Raw genomic sequence first — 17,767 nt, forward strand, 5'->3', positions numbered from 1 at the left:
CGACTTCGAGTGCGACGACTCCTGCGCACTCGCGAGCGGAGTCGGCGGCGGAGGCGGCGGCGGATGCGAAGAGACGCAGGAGGCCGCCGCACTCGAGCTCGAGTGCGACGGCCTCCGGACCGTCAGGAGCAGGCGCCCGCGCGTCAGGCCAGGCGCAGCAGGCGGCAGCCGTGCGGCTCGAGCTCGAGCTCGACGGCGCCGCCGGCGATCGGCAGCTCGGCGCCGCTCCACACATCGACGGCCGAGGTCGCGCCGGAGCAGCCCAGGTCGGCCAGGTGCGCGGAGTAGGACCGCGCCGACGAACCCAGCCAGAACACTCCGCGCCACTGCTCGTCGCCGCGCCACGCCGACCACACCACCAGGTCGCCGTCGCGGACGATCTCGCGGCTGCCGTCGCCGCCGAGCAGCGCGAGGACGTCGCCGTTCGTCAGCAGCGCGAGAGTGTCGGCGGGCGTGTCCGGGAGGTGCCCGCCCATCATCAGCGGCGAGCGGAGCAGGCACCACAGCGTCACGAGCGTCCGCTGCTCCGCGGGCGTGAACCGCGAGAGCCGGTCCTCGCCCACGTGCGCGCGCACGCCGATCCGCCCCAGCGGCAGCATGTCGGCGTCGGCCCAGGCGCCGGGGCGCTGGTGCGGAGCCCAGCGCGCGGCCCGCTGGAACTGCTCGTGCAGGTGCGCCCAGTCGTCCCAGAAGTCGTCCGAGATCCGCCACATCTGCGCGGTCGACCGCAGCAGCTCGAGATTCTCGAGCGAGAGCTGCTTGCCGGGCGAGAGGCTCAGCACCATCGGGCGGCCGGTCGCGTCGATCGCGCGGGAGAGTGCGGCGATCTCCTCCGCCTGGATCGGCGGGTAGAGCACGTCGTCGAGCTTCACGAAGTCGACGCCCCACGAGGCCAGCTGCGCCATCACGGAGTCGTAGTACTGCTGCGCGCCGGGCGCGCTCATGTCGACGCCGTAGTTGTCCGGGTTCCACGGGCAGACGTTCCCGCGGTCGGCGATGTCGGCGCAGGTCGCCTCCGCCCCGAGCACCGGCAGGCCGAGCTCGACGGCCCGCCGGGGGACGCCGCGTATCAGGTGCACGCCGAAGCGGAGGCCGAGGGCGTGCACGCGCGCGGCCAGCGCCGTGAATCCGCCCGTCGCCGCGGAGGGGAAGCGTCCGACGGCGGGCTGCGGGCGGCCCCAGTCGTCGAGCACCGGCTCCGACACCTCCTGGTAGTCGCTCGTGCCGGGATCGGGCTCGTACCACTGGATGTCGACGACGACCGTGTCCCAGCCGTGCGGCTGGAGGTGCTCGGCGAGGTACTCGGCGTTCGCGAGCACCTCCTCCTCCGTCACCGAGGCGCCGAAGCAGTCCCAGCTGTTCCAGCCCATCGGCGGGCGGCGGGCGGCCTCCGTGCGCGCGGCGATCACGACAGCTCCAGCGTCACGGTCGCGAAGGAGTGCGGGGGCAGCGTGACCCGCAGGCCTGTGGCCGTGGTCTCGATGCCCTCGAGGGCGACGGGGCTCACCTCGTCGGCGGCGCCGGGCCGGTTGTGCGCGTCGGGCAGGTCGGCGGTGAGGAGGCGGCCGGTCGCGCCGGTCACGGTCCCGCCGCGGAAGTCGAGGGAGACCTCGAGCGGCTCCTCCAGGTCGACGTTCGTCAGCGAGACCAGGACGCGGCCGTCCTTCGTGGAGGCGGAGGCGGAGGCGACCGGGATCTCGCGGCCGTCGACCGCGTGCGTCGGGCCGGCGACCGTGGTCGGCAGCACCGTCGCGTCGTGGTGCCCCTTGTTCATCTCGAACACGTGGTAGGTCGGCGTGCGGACCATCCCGCCGCCGTCCGGGTCCGTCAGCAGCATCGCCTGCAGCACGTTCACCGTCTGCGCGATGTTCGCCATCGTCAGGCGGTCGGCGAAGCCGTGGAAGACGTCGAAGTGCCAGGCCGCGACCATCGCGTCGCGGATCGTGTTCTGCTGGAAGAGGAAGCCCGGGTGGGTCCCCGGCTCCACGTCCCACCAGGTGCCCCACTCGTCGAGCACCATCCCGTACTTCTTCTCGGGGTCGTGGACGTCCATGACCGCGGCGTGCGAGCGGAGCAGCTCCTCGATCCCCTGCGCGGCCACGATCGTGCTCCAGTAGGTGTCGGCGTCGAAGTCGGTCGCGCTGCCCTTCGCGTGCCAGCTGCCGCCGATCGTGTAGTAGTGCACCGAGACCGACTCCCACGGCACGGAGGAGAAGGGATGCCCCTCGATCTCGGGGATCACCTCCATCAGCGTCTGCGTCCAGTGGGTGTCGGCGCCGTCGGCTCCGGCCGCCACGCGGTAGAGCGGAGTGTCGTTGCCGCTCTGCACGAAGGTCCCGAACTGCCGCGCCAGGTCGGCGTAGGCGCCGGCGCGCATGTTGCCGCCGCAGCCCCACGTCTCGTTGCCGAGCCCCCAGAAGCGGACGGTCCACGGCTCCTCCCGGCCGTGGGAGCGGCGCAGATCGGCCATCGGCGACTTGCCCGCTCCGGTGAGGTACTCGGCCCAGTCCGCCATCTCCTGCACGGTGCCGGAGCCGATGTTGCCCGAGATGTAGGCGTCGGCGCCGAGCAGCTCGCAGAGCGCCATGAACTCGTGGGTGCCGAAGGAGTTGTCCTCCGCGACTCCGCCCCACTGCGTGTTGATCAGGCCGGGGCGCTCCTCGCGCGGGCCGATGCCGTTGGTCCAGTGGTAGCGGTCGGCGAAGCAGCCGCCGGGCCAGCGGAGGTTGGGGATGTCGAGGGCGCGGAGGGCCTCGACGACGTCCAGGCGGATCCCGCCCTCGTTCGGGACGGGCGAGTCCTCGCCGACCCAGAAGCCGTCGTAGATGCACCGGCCGAGGTGCTCGGCGAAGTGGCCGTAGAGGTGGCGGCTGATGGTGGCGCCGGGGCGGTCGAGGTCGACGGTGACGGTGCTGTTCACGGGGTGCTCCAAGGTGGTGGCGGACGAGTCGGCGGCGGTGCCGGCGGTGTCGAGGACGCCGGGGTCGGCGGCGGTGCTCACGCGGTCTCGCGGACGAGCCGCAGGACGATCGCGCGGTCGGCGTGGAAGGTCGGCAGGTCCAGGCCCGCCTCGCCCAGCAGGCTCCCCGAGTAGGCGGGGGCCGGGGCGTCGGAGTCCAGCGGCACCGTCGACTCCAGCCAGTGCGGGCTCTGCCAGGGCGGGCCGAGCGAGCCGGGGCGCGCGGTCTCGATCCGGTAGCGCGCCCGCGGATCCAGGCCCGGGAGGCGGACGCGGCGGCGCGAGTCCGCGGTCAGCGCGGGCGTGACCAGCGTGTACAGCGCCTCCGAGCCGTCCGGCGCGACGACGCCGCGCAGCGACGGCGCGTCGGGGTCGGAGTCGTCGCCCCCGACGACCCGGCCGGTCGCGATCAGGCCGCGGTGCTCGCGGTACGCCGCGATCCAGCCCGCCAGCACGGGCTCCTCCTCCGCGTCCAGCTCGCGGAGGTCCCACTCGATCCCGAAGTGGCCGAGGAAGGCGATCGCGCAGCGGGTGTGCAGGTCGCTGGTGCGACCGGTGACGGAGTTGACCGGCGAGGCGACGTGCGAGCCGAGCATCTCCGGCGGCACGAGCAGCCCGGTCCAGCGCAGCATCCGCGAGCGGTCCAGCGGGTCCTGGTTGTCGGAGGTGTGCACGCGGTCGGTGCGCTCGAGGATCCCCAGGTCGACCCGGCCGCCGCCGGAGGCGCAGCTCTCGATCTCGAGCTCCGGGTGCCGGGCGCGCAGCTCGTCGATCAGCCGGTACAGCGCGAGCGTCTGCTCGTGCACCGCGGCCGTCCCGGTGGCGGGGTGGCCCGCGTCGATCAGGTCGCGGTTGTGGTCCCACTTGAGGTACGCGACGCCGAGGTCGGCGACCAGGCCGTCGAGCACGCCGAGGATGTGCGCGAACGCGTCGGGGTTCGTCAGGTCGAGCACCTGCTGGAAGCGGAACCGCGGCGGCAGCTCCTCGCGGGCCCGCAGGATCCAGTCGGGGTGCGCGCGGGCGAGGTCGGAGTCCTCGTTGATCATCTCGGGCTCGACCCAGAGGCCGAACTCCATGCCCAGGCCGCGGACGTGCTCGGCGAGGGGGAGGAGGCCGTCGGGCCAGGCGACGGGGTCGGGCGTCCAGTCGCCGAGGCCGGCGCGGTCGTCGCTGCGGCCGAGGAACCAGCCGTCGTCGAGCACGTAGCGCTCGACCCCGAGGGCGGCGGCGCGGTCGGCCAGCTCGGCGAGGACGGCGAGGTCCTGGTCGAAGTAGACCGCCTCCCAGACGTTGAGCGTCACCGGGCGCGGCCGGCGCGAGGAGCGGGAGACCCCGCGGAGGTGGGCGTGGAACCGGGCGGCCGCGGCGTCGAGGCCGTGGCCGAAGCTGCCGGAGATCCAGGGGGAGGAGTAGCTCTCGCCGCTCGCGAGGCGCACCTCGCCGGGCAGGAGCAGCTCGCCGCCGCGGAAGGCGAGCCAGCCGTCGCCGCGCTCCACCGCGTGCTCGTGGTTGCCGCCGATGCCGACGTGGCAGAGCCAGACCCGCCCGTCGGCGGAGTCGAAGCCGGGGGTGCCGACCGCGACGACCGTCGTCGCGTCCAGGCCGGTGCGGCCGCGCCGCGAGGAGCGGGAGTGGGTGCCGGTGACGACGGGGTGGCGCTGGGGGATCTTCTCGGTGCCCCAGCGGCCGGAGAAGTCCAGGATCTCGCGGGCCTCGGTCGGGATCCGGAGGGCGGGGTCGACGCCGATCACCTCGAGGTGCCCGGCGCCGTCGTTGCGGACCGAGACGCGGGTCCTGAGCAGTCCGGCAGGAGAGAGAACGATCTCTAGGACGACCCCGATCCGGGCCTGCGCGTCGTGCGCCTCGACGGTCACGGCGGCGCTGCCGGCCTGCGCGACCGCGCCCTCCGCGAGGGCCTCCCCGTCCACCGAGACGGTGTCCACGGTCAGCCTCGGCGACCAGCCGGCGCCCTCCCGGTGCACCCGGAGACCCGGCAGGCCGGCCCAGCCGAAGGTGTGCTCGGGCAGGATCCCGGGCTCGTAGGGGACGTCGGAGGAGCCCTCGATCCCCGTCCGCACGGGAGTTCTTGCGAAAGCTGCGAGATCGTCGTCGCTCGCGTCGAGTCGCGGACCCCAGTGCAGCAGCACGGGCAGGTCGCCTCCCGACTGAGTGAGGAGGGCGGACACGTCATCGGCGACGAGATGGATCACTCTCGGGGATTGCATGTCCCCATTCCTATCGTCGATCCTGGTCTGAGTACAGCGAGAGATCGATCTCGACCCTCGGTCGGATGAACCACCGCGCGGATCGACCCGCGCCGATCGACCACCGCTCGCACCGCTCATCCCCACCACCCACCGCCTCGACGAGGAGCACCCATGCCGCTGACCCACCCGGCCCCGCACGAGACCCGCCTGGAGCGCGGGGTGCTCGACGCGCGGCGGCGGCTCAACCGCGACTACCTCCTCTCGCTCACCGACGAGGGGCTGCTGCAGAACTTCCTGATCGAGGCCGGGATCGGCGACCAGGGCTGGCACCTGCACCCCTCGCAGGACTCGTGCGAGGCCCGCGGCCTCGACCGGCACTGGGGCTGGGAGACGCCGGGCTCGCAGCTGCGCGGGCACTTCCTCGGCCACTGGCTCTCCGCAGCGGCTCGCGAGGTCGCGGTCACCGGCGACCCGCTGCTGCGCGTCCGGATCGACTCCGTGCTCGACGGACTCGAGCGCTGCCAGGAGGAGAACGGCGGCGGCTGGATCTGGGCGATCCCGCGCGGCTACCTCGACCGCCTCGCGACCGGCCGCCCCGTCTGGGCGCCGCAGTACGCGATGCACAAGCTGCTGATGGGCCTCGTCGACCTGCACCTCGACCTCGGCGACGAGCGGGCGCTGCGGATGGCGCGGGCCGCCACGGTCCCGCTGCTGGAGTGGGTCCGCGGATTCGACGACGCCGCGTTCCAGGAGATCCTCGAGGTCGAGACCGGCGGCATGCTCGAGGTCTGGGCCGACCTCCTCGCGATCACCGGCGACCCCGTCTACACCGAGCTGCTCGGCCGCTACGACCGCCGCTCCCTCTTCGAGGGCCTGCTCGAGGGCCGCGACGTGCTGACCAACATGCACGCCAACACCACGATCCCCGAGGTCCTCGGTGCCGCCCGCGCCTACGAGGTCACCGGCGACGAGCGCTGGCGGAGGATCGTCGAGGCCTACTGGGAGCAGGCGGTCACCCTCCGCGGCACCTTCTGCACGGGCGGTCAGACCTCCGGCGAGATCTGGACGCCGCCCTTCGCGTTCGCCGCTCGCCGCGGCGAGAAGACGCAGGAGCACTGCGTCGTCTACAACATGATCCGGCTGGCCGACGTGCTGCTGCGCTGGACCGGCGACCTCGCCTACGCCGACTACATCGAGCGGAACCTCTGGAACGGCCTCCTCGCCCAGCAGAACCCGCGGACCGGGATGGTCGCCTACTTCCTGCCGCTCGAGGGCGGCGCCCGCAAGGACTGGGGCAGCCCGACCGAGGACTTCTGGTGCTGCCACGGCACGCTGGTGCAGGCGCACACGCGCCACTCCGGGCTCGTCTTCTACCGCGGCGGCGACGCCGAGCTGACGATCGCGCAGCACGTCGACGCGAGCCTGCGACTGCCGACCGCCGCCGGCGACGCGGCGGTGCGGGTCGAGGTGCTCGACACCGCCGGCTACGTCGGCCCGGACGCCAACGCGGGTGCCGCGGGCGACGTGCACCGCCCCACCGCCTCGCGGATCCGGGTCGAGATCGTCTCGGAGGAGGGGGTCGCGCTGCACGTGCGGCTGCGGGTGCCGGAGTGGACCGTCGGCGAGCCGGGGGTCGCGGGCGACGCCGAGCGCGTCCGGGCGGGCGACGGCGCGCTCCTGATCGAGCACCCCGGCGGCCGCACGAGCGTCGACCTCGCCTTCGGCACCGAGATCCGCGCCGTGCCGATCCCGGACGAGCCGGGCACGGTCGCCTTCGTCGAGGGCCCGATCGTGCTGGCCGGCCTCGTCGACCGCGAGATCGCGCTGCGGGGGCGCCTCGAGGACGCCCCCGCCCTGCTCGCCCCCGACAACGAGCGGCAGTGGACCCAGTGGCTGCGCGGATACCGCGCCGTCGGCCAGCCCGCCGCCGTCCGCTTCCGGCCTCTGCACGAGGTCGTCGACGAACCCTTCTCGCTCTACTTCCCGGTCTCGGCCGGGAGCTGATGGACAGGATCCCCTCCGTGACCTGCGCTCCGCGCTCATGACCGCCTCCACCGCCTCCCCCGCCGTCCAAGCGATGCCCCGCGGCCGCCTCCTGCTGCCGATCTTCGCGATGCTCGTCGGCTTCGGGCCGCTCACCATCGACCTGGTGCTGCCGTTCCTGCCGACGCTGCAGGACGATCTCGGCGTCTCGGTGGCGACCGCCCAGCTGGTCGTCACCGGCGCCACCTTCGGCTTCGCGGCCGGCCAGCTCGTCTCAGGACCGCTCAGCGACGCGGTCGGCCGCAAGTGGCCGCTCGGCGTCTCGGCGGCGCTGCACATCGCGGCGAGCCTCGTCGCGGCGATGACCTCCGACACCGCCGTGCTGCTCTCGGCCCGCTTCGTCCAGGGCGCCGCCTGCACCGCCGCGGGCGTCGTCGTCACCGCCATCGTCCGCGACCTCTACAGCGGCAAGCGGCTCGTCACGATGCTCGCGAACCTCGCCGTGATCGTCTCGGTCTTCCCGATCCTGGTGCCCTCCGTCGGCGCGCAGCTGACCAAGGTGATCGACTGGCGCGGCTCCTTCCTCGCGGTCGCCGCCTGGGGAGCGCTCGCGACCGTGATCGCGCTCCTGGTGCTGCCCGAGACGCTGCCCCGCGAGCGGCGGCACCAGGGCGGGCTCGGCCCGTCGCTGCGCAACTCCTTCGGGATGCTCCGGCGGCCGCGCGTGCTGGCGCTCGCCGCCGCCTCGGCCGCGGGCTGGTCGGTCGGCTTCGCGTATCTCGCGACCGCTCCCTTCCTCTACACGAACGTCTACGCGGTCGGGCCCGACCTGTACGGGCTGCTGTTCCTGGTCACCTCGCTCGTGACGATCGCGGTCGGGCAGACGACGGGACGGGTGATCGTGCCCCGGTTCGGACCCCGGTTCGCGATGTCCGCCTCGGCGATCGTCACGGCGCTCGGCGCCGTCGTGGTCGCGGTGCTCGCGCTCACCGGCACGCAGCCGCTGCTCGTCGTCGTCGGCGCGCTGACGTTCGCGCTGGCCGGCCGCTCGCTCGGCTTCGCCCCGGTGCAGTACCTCTCGCTGCAGGGCCCGTCGAGCGAGGCGGGCAGCGTCACGGCGATCCTCGGCACGGTCAGCTTCACGGCGGCCGGACTGGTGATGCCGGTGATGGGCGCGTGGGCCGAGATCTCGCTGATCCCGTTCGCGATCCTGCTGCTGCTCGCGGGGCTGGTCGAGGGCGGCGTCGCCCTGCTGTTCCGGCCGGGCTCGCGGCGCTTCGATCCGGGGGCGCAGCGGCTCGAGGACGAGCCGGCCGGGGCCGCCCGACCGGCCGTCCCCCGCGTACACGACGAGAAGAGCTGAGATGACCCTCCGGGAAGGGACCACCGTGGAACTGCGCTCCGGCGACTACACCCTCCGCGTCGAGGCGGGCGGCATCGAGGTGCTCGCGGGCGAGCGCGTCCTCTACGCGAATGACCGGCCGCTGCGCGTCACGGTCAAGACCGTCGCCGCGATCAGCGAGTACTCCGGCGCGCCCTACGACGACGTCTCGCTGTCGGAGGGCGCGATCACCGCGAGCGGGACGATCACCGTCCGCTCCGGGTCGGCCTTCGCCGTCACCGACGTCTGGCGCGTCGCGGGCGACGGCTTCTCCGTGCACCGCGACGTCGAGGTGCTGGCGGCCGGCGGCGACCTCGGCTTCTCCACCGCCGTCTCGCTCGGGCTGACCGGGTCCGACGACCTCCGCGACTACGAGTGCTTCGCCCCCGGCGCCTGGTACCGCGACAACGCCTTCGGGCCCGCGGACGCGATGGGCCGCGACCCCGGCGGCGAGTACTTCTGGCGCACCGAGACGCACTACGCGCTGCCGCTGTTCGCCGCGCAGAGCCTCGCGACCGGCGAGACCGTGGCGCTCTCGCGCTGGGCGGCCGACGCGACGCTGCCGCGCCTGGACGTGGTCCGCTCGGAGAACTTCACCGACCCGGACTGCACCGTCGGCTCGATCGGCCTGAGCCGCCCGCAGGGCACGACGCTGAACTACCTCTACTACGGCTTCGGCGTGCGGACCCCGCTCGACGTGCCGCCCGCGGGCCTGTCGATCGACTACATCCACCCGGGCGCCGACGGCGAGCGCCCGATCGACAACCCCTACTCCGGCCTCGACTACGACGCCGCCCCGAAGGCCCTGCAGCGGGTGAACCACCCGGTCGAGGTCGGCTTCCGCCAGCGCTACGCCGTCGCGGTCGACCTCGGCCGGTACGACGACTTCGCGACGATGATGCGCGCCACCTGGCGCAGCACCTACGCCCGGCTCCGCGACGACCTGTTCGAGGTCGACAACGAGCGGCACTTCCACCACGGCATGGCGATCCTGCAGCGGCTCACCCGCCGCTACGGCGACGCCTGGGGCCTGCCGTTCGCCTGCCAGCTGCCGGACCTGGACGTCTCGAGCGTCTCGTTCCAGTTCGGCTTCGTCGGGCAGCAGCCGGGCATCGGCTACCAGCTGCTGCGCTACGGCGACCGCGAGGGCGTGCCGGAGGCGTTCGAGCAGGGCGTCGGCATCGTCGACTTCTGGGCGCGGACCGCGCTGCCCGAGTCGGGCCCACCGCGGATGTGCTTCAACCCCTCGCTCGGCGGCTTCGAGCCGTACCCGCACTACCTGCGGATGCTCGCCGACGGCGTCGAGGCGATCCTCGACGCCTATCTGCACCTGCGGGACCTCGGCGACGAGCGCCCGCTCTGGCTCGAGTTCTGCCGGCGGACCGCCGACTGGCTGCTCGAGGTGCAGGACGCCGACGGCAGCTTCCACCGCGCCTACAACGCCGACGGCTCGGTGCGGATGGACTCGCGCTCGAACACCCCGAGCGTGATCCGCTTCCTCGTGCAGCTGCACCTCGTGACGGGGGAGGGGCGCTACCGCGCGTCCGCTGTGCGCGCCGGCGAGTGGTCGTTCGCGAACATCCACCGCACGCTGGAGTACCGCGGCGGCACCTGCGACAACGCCGACATCCAGGACAAGGAGGCGGGCATCTACGGGCTGTTCGGCTTCCTCGCGCTGTACGACCTGACGGAGGAGCCGCGCTGGCTGGAGGGCGCCGTCCGCGCCGCCGACTACACGGAGACCTGGACCTACGCGTGGTCCTTCCCGGTCCGCGCGCCCTGGGCGCATCCCTTCAACCGGTACTCGATCAGCGGACAGAGCATCATCACCCTCGGCGGCGGCGCCGACGTCTACATGGCGGCCTGCTCGTACAGCTACTACCGACTGCACCTGATCACGGGCGACGAGCACTACCTCGATTTCGCCGAGTTCCTGCACCGCAACACCCGCCAGTCGACCGACGTCGACGGCAGCATCGGCTACGCGATGCCCGGCCTCGGCCACGAGAGCGGCGACTTCGCGACCCAGACCCTGCGCAGCCACCACCACTGGCTGCCCTGGTGCACCTTCGTCGAGGTCGACCCGGCCTCGCGCCTGCGCGACACCTTCGGCGTCTACGAGATCGGCGACGCGCAGCGCCTGCCCGCCGCCGAGCGGGCGGCCCGCAACCGCGTCTACGACCGCTACGGGCACTCGCGGAGCTGACCCGACCCACCGCATCCGGCGCGCGTCTCGTTCTCACGTCGACGCGGCCACACGGCGGGTCCGGCGGCCAGCGGGGACGACACCCGGTGCGCTGCTCCGCCTCCGTCGGCGGACCGGAGCCCGTTCCGCGTGCCGCAGCCGTACCCTCCGCACGGCCCTCAGCCGCGCCACTCCACGTCCACGCGCACCGCCTCCGCACCGAGCTCCAGCCCGCCCGACACCTCGCGCCCGTCGACCCGCAGCACCGCGTCGCGCAGCGTGCGCACCCGCGTCCCGCCCGCCGGTGCCAGCCACTCCGCGCTCGGCACCCGCCGCACTCGCAGCGACGCCCGTCCCGGCGACCACTCCAGCCGGTCCACGACCACCCCGCCGCGCGCGCGCAGCCCCGTCACGGCACCCCGCGCCCACGCGGACGGCAGTGCCGGCAGCACCGTCAGCGTCTCGTCATCCGATCCCAGCAGCATCGCCGCCACGAGCCCCGGCAGTCCGCCGCTGGCGTCGAGGTTGAAGATCCGCCCCGCGTCGTGCCGGGTCGTCAGCGTCGGTGACCAGTGCTCGACCGCGAGCCACTCCGCGCAGGTCAGCGCCGCCTCCCCGTCACCCAGCGCCGCCGCCGCGACGCCCACCTGCACCAGCCCGAACGCCATCTCCATCCGCCCGGGAGGAGCGGTCGGCGCCTCGGCCCGCCATGCGATCTTCGCCGCCACCGTCGCCGCCGCGGCGGCCCGCAGCCGCACCGCGGAGGCGCCGGGGCCCTCGAAGGCCGCGTCGCCCGCGTACCAGAGCGGGTACAGCTGCGACGCGTGCCGGTGCGCGATCTCCTCCGCGAACCGCGGGTCGATCCACTCCGCCAGCGTGCCGTCCTCGGCGACCCGGTACTCCGGCAGCTCCGCGACCACCCGCGCCCAGCGCTCGTCGAGCGAGTCGTCGCCGCGGGCCCGGCCGAGCAGCGCCGTCGCCCGCGCGGCGTCCCGCAGCACGGCGACGTCGATCGTCGCATCGACCGCTATCGGCGAGCGCGCACCACCCGGTGTGTTCTCGGGGGAGTAGGAGGGGACGATCCGGCGCACCCCGTCGACCACGGTCGTCCCGGTCTCGGCGAAGCGCAGCACGCCCTCGGCCAGCTCCCACAGCCGGTCGTCGACGATGCCGCGGTCTCCCGTGGCCGCGACGGCGTCGGCGGCCAGGCGCAGCACCCAGCCGCCGCAGCCCGTCCAGAAGAGGTGCGGGTAGCTCGCCGCGAAGTGATCGGCGCGGCCGTGGGTCGACATCCGCGACGGCAGGAGCATCCCCTCCGCCCCGTAGACGAGGCGCGCGTTCTCGCGGTAGTCGTCGAGGTGCGGCAGCACCAGCTCCAGGATCGACAGCGCCAGCTCGGGCGTGCCGGTCGGGATCATCCCGGCCATCGCGCCGTTCTGCACGTTGCCGTTCAGTGTGTAGTCGGCCGACCAGGCCGGCCGCCAGGTGCCCTGCCAGACGCCCTGCAGCGTCGGCGGCAGCTCGCCGGTCGACGCGACGATGTTGGCCCGGCCGCTCAGCCAGGCCAGCTCGACCACGCGGCGACGGGCGCCCTCGTCGCCGGCGCGGGCGGCGTCCCACAGGTCCTCGGTCAGCTCGGCGTCGGATTGGCCGTCGAGATCCAGCACGGAGGCGCCGACCAGCCGGCCGTGCCCCTCGCGCTGGGCCTCGCGCAGCTCCTCCCAGGAGAGGTCGGCGGAGGCGGCGGGAGCCGCGCCGATCGCGACGTCCAGCCGGAGCACGCGGGCGACCCCCGCGGAGATCTCCACGTCCGAGACGGCGGCGCCCCCGGCCACGCGCCACGTCGCTCCGCTCGTCGCCCGCGTCACGGCGCGGATCGCGGTCGGGCCCTCGCCCGCCTCGGCCGTGAGCACCGCGGGGGCGCCGCCCTCGACGTGCGACGAGACCACGGCCGAGGCGTCGGGCACGCCGGTGTCGAAGGAGGTCGCCTCGCCGGCCCCGAGCGCGAGCTCGACGGTGACGACGGTGTCCGCGGAGGACTCCAGAGCCAGCCGGACGCCCTCGCCGCCGTGCGGGGCGAGCAGGCGCACGGCGTGGCGGCCGCCGTCCTCGTCGGTCCACTCCACCGCGGCCTCGCCGCCGAGCGGATCGATCAGGCGGACCGCGGAGGCGACACCGCCGGGGGTGCGCAGCGTGACGGTCGCGCAGAGGCCGAGCGGGTCGGTCCAGATCAGGCCGCCGTCGTAGCCGCTGTCGCGGGCGGCGCGGGCGAGCAGGGCGGTGGCGGTGTCGGAGTCGCCGGCCAGCAGGGCGCCGCGCAGCTCGTCGCGGACGCCGGCGAGGTCGGGCGCGTCCGGGCGCGGATTGACGGGGAGGAACCAGCGCTCGTGAGCGAGCGGGACGGTCAGGGAGTCGGCCGGGCCGTGCACCACGGCGCCGACGCGGCCGCTGCCGACGATCAGGCCCTCCTCCCAGGTCGGGGCCGCAGTGGCGGTGACGAGGGTGGGCGTGCGCGACAGTGCGCCGGCGATCGGGGCGATGATCGGTTCCTTTCGGGCTCGCGGGAGTGCCTGATATGTTGCGTGAACCCTCAAATTACCTCTCCCGGTGCGACGGCGCGCGGGAGTCGAGAGTTAGGAATCCGCGATGACGCGACCGATCACCCTCTTCACCGGCCAGTGGGCCGACCTCCCGTTCGAGGAGGTGGCGCGCCTCGCGGGGGAGTGGGGCTACGACGGCCTCGAGATCGCCTGCTGGGGCGACCACATCGACGTGGCGCGCTGGGACGACGCGGAGTACGTGCAGAGCCGCAAGGACATCCTCGAGCGCAACGGCCTCCAGGTCTTCGCGATCTCGAACCACCTCACCGGCCAGGCGGTCTGCGACGACCCGATCGACGAGCGCCACCGCGACATCCTCAGCGACCGGGTCTGGGGCGACGGCGACCCCGAGGGCGTCCGGCAGCGCGCCGCCCAGGACCTCAAGGACACCGCCCGCTTCGCCGCCGCGCTCGGCGTGACGCAGGTCAACGGCTTCTCCGGCTCGTCGATCTGGAAGGGCGTGGCCATGTTCCCGCCCGCCTCCGACGAGTGGATCGCCGCCGGCTACCAGGACTTCGCCGACCGCTGGAACCCGATCCTCGACGTCTTCGAGGAGGTCGGCGTCCGCTACGCGCTCGAGGTGCACCCGAGCGAGATCGCCTACGACTACTGGACCGCGAAGCGCACCCTCGAGGCGATCGGCCACCGCGCCTCGTTCGGCTTCAACTTCGACCCGTCGCACTTCGTCTGGCAGCAGCTCGACAGCGTCGCGTTCGTGCTCGACTTCGCCGACCACATCTTCCACGTGCACGTGAAGGAGTCGGTCACCAACCTCGACGGCCGCAACGGCGTCCTCGGCTCGCACCTGCCGTGGGCGAACCCGCGCCGCGGGTGGACCTTCGTCTCGACCGGGCACGGCGCCGTCCCGTGGGAGCCGGTGTTCCGCGCGCTCAACGCGATCGGCTACACCGGCCCGACCAGCGTCGAGTGGGAGGACGCCGGCATGGACCGCCTCGACGGCGCCCCCGAGGCCCTGGCCTTCGTGCGGAAGCTCAACGCGATCACGCCGCCGGCCGACGCCTTCGACGCGGCGTTCTCGACCTCGCGCGACTGACCGCCCGCCGCACGCCTGCGTCCCGGAGGCCGGAAGGACCGACTGCCCGCGAGGGCCGTCCGGGCCTCCCGGCCTCCGTCGTGCTGCGAGCGCGTCCGCAACCGGGGCCGGGACACTGCAGCGGGCGCCGAACGGGCCGGAAAGGGCGATCCGCCCTCGATCGCCGACGCGATCCAGGTCGGTCTCGGCGGCGGGCCCCCCGCCCCGACCCGGCGGCGTGCCGGGAACGACGGACGGCCGACCCCCCGCAGGGAGCCGGCCGTCCGGCCTCGCAGGATCTACAGGCCCTGGGAGAGGCGGTAGTACGCCGCGTTCGAGCGGATGTCGGACTCGAAGCCGCGGAGGGTGGTCGACTCGTCGATCACGAGGAGCTCGACGCCGGCGATGCGGGCGAAGTCCTCCCACGCCTCCAGGCCGATCTGCGTCGTCATCACCGTGTGGTGCGCGGCACCGGCGGTGATCCAGGCGGCGGCGCTGGTGCCGAAGTCGGGGGCCGGCTGCCAGACGGCGCGGCCGACCGGCAGGTGCGGCAGCGTCTGCGGCGGCTCGACGGTGGTCACCTTGTTCGCGACCAGGCGGAAGCGCTCGCGCACGTCGCTCAGCGCGACCACGACCGCGTCGCCGGCGTCGGCGGTGAAGACCAGGCGCACCGGGTCCTCGCGGCCGCCGATGCCCAGCGGGTGGATCTCGAGCGAGGCGCGCTTCGACGACAGGGACGGCGACACCTCGAGCATGTGCGCGCCGAGGATGAGCTCCTCGCCGGGCGTCATGTCGTAGGTGTAGTCCTCCATCAGGCTCGTGCCGCCGGGCAGGCCGGCGCCCATCACCGCGGCGATGCGGATGAGGACGGCCGTCTTCCAGTCGCCCTCTCCGCCGAAGCCGTAGCCGTCGGCCATGAGGCGCTGCACGGCGAGTCCCGGGAGCTGGCGGAGCCCGCCGAGGTCCTCGAAGCTGTCGGTGAACGCCTCGAAGCCGCCCTCCTCCAGGAACGAGCGCAGGCCGATCTCGACCGCGGCGCCGTATCGGAGCGACTCGTGGCGCTCGCCGCCGGGGAGCAGCTCGGGGACTACGTCGTAGCTCTCGACGTACTCCGCGACGAGGGCGTCGATCTGCTCGGAGGTGGCGGCGTCGACGCGCTCGACGAGCTCGTTCACTCCCCAGGTGTTGACGCTGACGCCGAGGCGGATCTCGGCCTCGGTCTTGTCGCCCTCGGTGACGGCGACGTTGCGCATGTTGTCGCCGAAGCGGGCGACCTTCATGCTCTGCGAGGCGGACCAGCCGGCGGCCGCGCGCGACCAGGTGCCGATGGCCTCGGTGACGCGAGCGTCGCTCGCGTGGCCGACGACCGTCTTCCGGGGCACGCTCATCCGGCTGAGGATGTAGCCGTGCTCGCGGTCGCCGTGCGCGGCCTGGTTGAGGTTCATGAAGTCGAAGTCGATGTCCTGCCACGGCAGGGCGACGTTCGCCTGAGTGTGGAAGTGCAGCAGCGGCTTGGCGAGCGCGTCGAAGCCGTGGATCCACATCTTCGAGGGGCTGAAGGTGTGCATCCAGGTGATGACGCCCACCACGGAGTCGTCGGAGTTCGCCTCGATCATGGTGCGGCGGATGGCGTCGGAGCTCTTCAGCACCGGCTTCCACTCGACGGTCACGGGGATCGCGCCCGCCTCGTTCAGCTGCGCGACGACGGCCTGCGACTGCTCGGCGACCTGGCGGAGGGTGTCCTCGCCGTAGAGGTCCTGGCTGCCGGTCAGGAACCAGACGGTGCGGGTGGCGAGGTCGGGAATGATGCTCTGGTACACGCTCATGCGATGGCTCCGGTGGGGTTCTGTCCGTAGACGTTCTGGTAGCGGTCGAACAGGGCGTCGATCGACTCCTGCGGGATGGGGACGAGCTCGCCGCCCTGGCGCGCGAGGTGCACGGTGCGGGCGACGTCCTCGGCCATGACGGCCGCCTTGACGGCGTCCTTCGCGTCCTTGCCGATGGTGAAGACGCCGTGGTTCTGCATCAGGACCGCGCGCGAGCGGTGGCCGCTGAGGGTCGCGACGATGCCGCGGCCGATGGAGTCGTCGCCGATGATCGCGAACGGGCCGATGGGGATCTCCCCGCCGAACTCGTCGGCCATCGCGGTGATGACGCAGGGGATCGACTCGGCGCGGGCCGCCCACGCGGTCGCGTAGGTGGAGTGCGTGTGCACGACTCCGCCGACCTCGGGCATCTCGCGGTACACGTAGGCGTGCGCCGCGGTGTCGCTGGAGGGGCTGCGGTCGCTGCCGGGGGTGCCGGGGACGACGTTCCCGTCGAGGTCGCAGAGGATCATGTTCTCGGGCGCGAGGTCGTCGTAGGAGACGCCGCTGGGCTTGATCACGAAGAGGTCGGCGCCGGGCACGCGGCCCGAGATGTTGCCGCCGGTCCAGATGACGAGGCCGTAGCGGACGAGCTCGGAGTGCAGCCGCGCGACGTCCTCGCGGACGCGGGCGATCGCCTCCTCGACGGCGGGGGTCTGGGTGGTCATGCGGTGGCTCCCTGGTTCTGCGGGTCGGTGAGGGTCTCGACGGCGGTCTGCTCGACGGCGAGGCCGGCGCGGTAGCGCTCGAGGTAGGCGGAGAAGCCGGCGACGTCGTCCGCGTCGGGGGCGACGGTCTCGAAGCCGGAGTCGCCGAAGACCTGATCGGTGAGGTACGCGTCGAGCGCGACTCCGCTCTGCAGGCGGTAGGCGGCGAGCACGGCCATGCCCCACGGGCCGCCCTCGGAGGCGGTCGCAGCGACCGAGACCGGGGCGTCGAGCGCGCCGGCGAGGAAGCGCTGGGCCACCCCTGCGGTGCGGAACATGCCTCCGTGCGCGAACATCTCGTCGATCCGGACGCCCTCGCCCGCGAGGACGCGCATGCCCAGCGCCAGCGTGCCGAACACGCCGTAGAGCTGCGCGCGCATGAAGTTGGCGAGCGTGAGGCGCGAGTCGGGGGTGCGCACGACGAGCGGGCGGCCCTCGACCAGGCCGGCGATCGGCTCGCCCGCGAGGTGGTTGTAGGCGAGCAGTCCGCCCGCGTCCGCCTCGCCCTCGAGCGCCTCGGCGAAGAGGGTGCCGTAGACGGCGTCGCTGTCGGAGGGTCCGCCGGACGCGGCGGCGAACCGCGAGAACAGGCCGACCCAGCCGGCGAGCTCGCTGGCTCCGTTGTTGCAGTGGACCATCGCGACGAGGTCGCCGGCGGGGGTCGCGACGAGGTCGAGCTCGTGGTGCACGCTCTCCAGCGGGCCCTCGAGGACGACCATGGCGAAGATGCTGGTGCCGGCGCTGACGTTGCCGGTGCGCGGGGCGACGGAGTTGGTCGCCACCATGCCGGTGCCGGCGTCGCCCTCGGGCGGGCAGGCGGGGGCGCCGGCACCGGCATGGTGGCGAC

The 17,767-nt window shown here is 73.4% G+C and carries 11 protein-coding genes; 4 read left to right on the forward strand and 7 right to left on the reverse strand.

Features of this window, described 5'->3' with window-relative positions; genetic code table 11:
* Nucleotides 1–143 precede the first annotated feature (143 nt).
* From C5C39_RS16305 to C5C39_RS16315, 3 genes are all read right to left on the reverse strand, one after another.
* Nucleotides 144–1,409, reverse strand: coding sequence for a glycoside hydrolase family 27 protein (locus tag C5C39_RS16305; RefSeq protein WP_258075868.1), 1,266 nt, complete (start codon nucleotides 1,407–1,409; stop codon nucleotides 144–146).
* Nucleotides 1,406–2,920 (reverse strand): alpha-N-arabinofuranosidase, encoded by a 1,515-nt coding sequence (locus C5C39_RS16310; RefSeq protein ID WP_104353883.1) that lies wholly within the window; start codon nucleotides 2,918–2,920, stop codon nucleotides 1,406–1,408. The genes C5C39_RS16305 and C5C39_RS16310 overlap by 4 nt, the downstream gene beginning before the upstream one ends.
* A gap of 77 nt (nucleotides 2,921–2,997) precedes the next feature.
* Entirely contained in the window at nucleotides 2,998–5,184 is a 2,187-nt protein-coding gene (locus C5C39_RS16315) for an alpha-galactosidase (RefSeq protein WP_104238442.1), read from the reverse strand.
* Nucleotides 5,185–5,337: 153 nt separating this feature from the next.
* Between C5C39_RS16315 and C5C39_RS16320 the strand changes: the two genes are divergently transcribed.
* Genes C5C39_RS16320 through C5C39_RS16330 form a run of 3 tightly spaced genes read left to right on the forward strand, consistent with a single transcriptional unit; the run spans nucleotide 5,338 to nucleotide 10,736 of the window.
* A complete protein-coding gene (locus tag C5C39_RS16320; RefSeq protein ID WP_104353879.1) occupies nucleotides 5,338–7,170 on the forward strand; it encodes a beta-L-arabinofuranosidase domain-containing protein in 1,833 nt (610 codons plus the stop codon).
* 37 nt (nucleotides 7,171–7,207) lie between these two features.
* A complete protein-coding gene (locus C5C39_RS16325) occupies nucleotides 7,208–8,512 on the forward strand; it encodes a multidrug effflux MFS transporter (RefSeq protein ID WP_104315724.1) in 1,305 nt (434 codons plus the stop codon).
* Nucleotide 8,513: 1 nt separating this feature from the next.
* Nucleotides 8,514–10,736, forward strand: coding sequence for a hypothetical protein (locus tag C5C39_RS16330; protein ID WP_219813359.1), 2,223 nt, complete (start codon nucleotides 8,514–8,516; stop codon nucleotides 10,734–10,736).
* A gap of 158 nt (nucleotides 10,737–10,894) precedes the next feature.
* On the opposite strand, the gene C5C39_RS16335 is transcribed toward C5C39_RS16330, so the two are convergent.
* Entirely contained in the window at nucleotides 10,895–13,309 is a 2,415-nt protein-coding gene (locus C5C39_RS16335; RefSeq protein WP_146083968.1) for a glycoside hydrolase family 95-like protein, read from the reverse strand.
* A gap of 52 nt (nucleotides 13,310–13,361) precedes the next feature.
* Between C5C39_RS16335 and C5C39_RS16340 the strand changes: the two genes are divergently transcribed.
* Nucleotides 13,362–14,369: a sugar phosphate isomerase/epimerase gene (locus C5C39_RS16340; protein WP_104226056.1), complete on the forward strand. Its 1,008-nt coding sequence runs from the start codon at nucleotides 13,362–13,364 to the stop codon at nucleotides 14,367–14,369.
* Between the two features lie 278 nt (nucleotides 14,370–14,647).
* Here C5C39_RS16340 and araA read toward each other — a convergent pair whose 3' ends face one another.
* The 3 genes from araA to C5C39_RS16355 form a co-directional block, all read right to left on the reverse strand.
* The gene (gene araA / locus C5C39_RS16345; RefSeq protein WP_104353881.1) at nucleotides 14,648–16,174 is read right to left on the reverse strand and encodes an L-arabinose isomerase; all 1,527 of its coding nucleotides are present in this window, start codon (nucleotides 16,172–16,174) and stop codon (nucleotides 14,648–14,650) included.
* A complete protein-coding gene (locus tag C5C39_RS16350; protein WP_104224687.1) occupies nucleotides 16,171–16,881 on the reverse strand; it encodes an L-ribulose-5-phosphate 4-epimerase in 711 nt (236 codons plus the stop codon). The genes araA and C5C39_RS16350 overlap by 4 nt, the downstream gene beginning before the upstream one ends.
* A partial coding sequence (locus C5C39_RS16355) for an FGGY-family carbohydrate kinase (RefSeq protein WP_258075869.1) occupies nucleotides 16,878–17,767 on the reverse strand: 890 nt, incomplete at its 5' end. The genes C5C39_RS16355 and C5C39_RS16350, both read right to left, overlap by 4 nt.

Source organism: Rathayibacter sp. AY1F3, from assembly GCF_002931975.1.
In the GTDB taxonomy this organism is placed as follows: Bacteria; Actinomycetota; Actinomycetes; order Actinomycetales; family Microbacteriaceae; genus Rathayibacter.

Bases quoted from the DNA above. Each gene is read 5' to 3' on its own strand.
- C5C39_RS16330 (WP_219813359.1), top strand. From the start codon at position 8,514: ATGACCCTCCGGGAAGGGACCACCGTGGAACTGCGCTCCGGCGACTAC.
- C5C39_RS16350 (WP_104224687.1), bottom strand. From the start codon at position 16,881: ATGACCACCCAGACCCCCGCCGTCGAGGAGGCGATCGCCCGCGTCCGC.
- C5C39_RS16315 (WP_104238442.1), bottom strand. From the start codon at position 5,184: ATGCAATCCCCGAGAGTGATCCATCTCGTCGCCGATGACGTGTCCGCC.
- araA (WP_104353881.1), bottom strand. From the start codon at position 16,174: ATGAGCGTGTACCAGAGCATCATTCCCGACCTCGCCACCCGCACCGTC.
- C5C39_RS16325 (WP_104315724.1), top strand. From the start codon at position 7,208: ATGACCGCCTCCACCGCCTCCCCCGCCGTCCAAGCGATGCCCCGCGGC.
- C5C39_RS16340 (WP_104226056.1), top strand. From the start codon at position 13,362: ATGACGCGACCGATCACCCTCTTCACCGGCCAGTGGGCCGACCTCCCG.
- C5C39_RS16320 (WP_104353879.1), top strand. From the start codon at position 5,338: ATGCCGCTGACCCACCCGGCCCCGCACGAGACCCGCCTGGAGCGCGGG.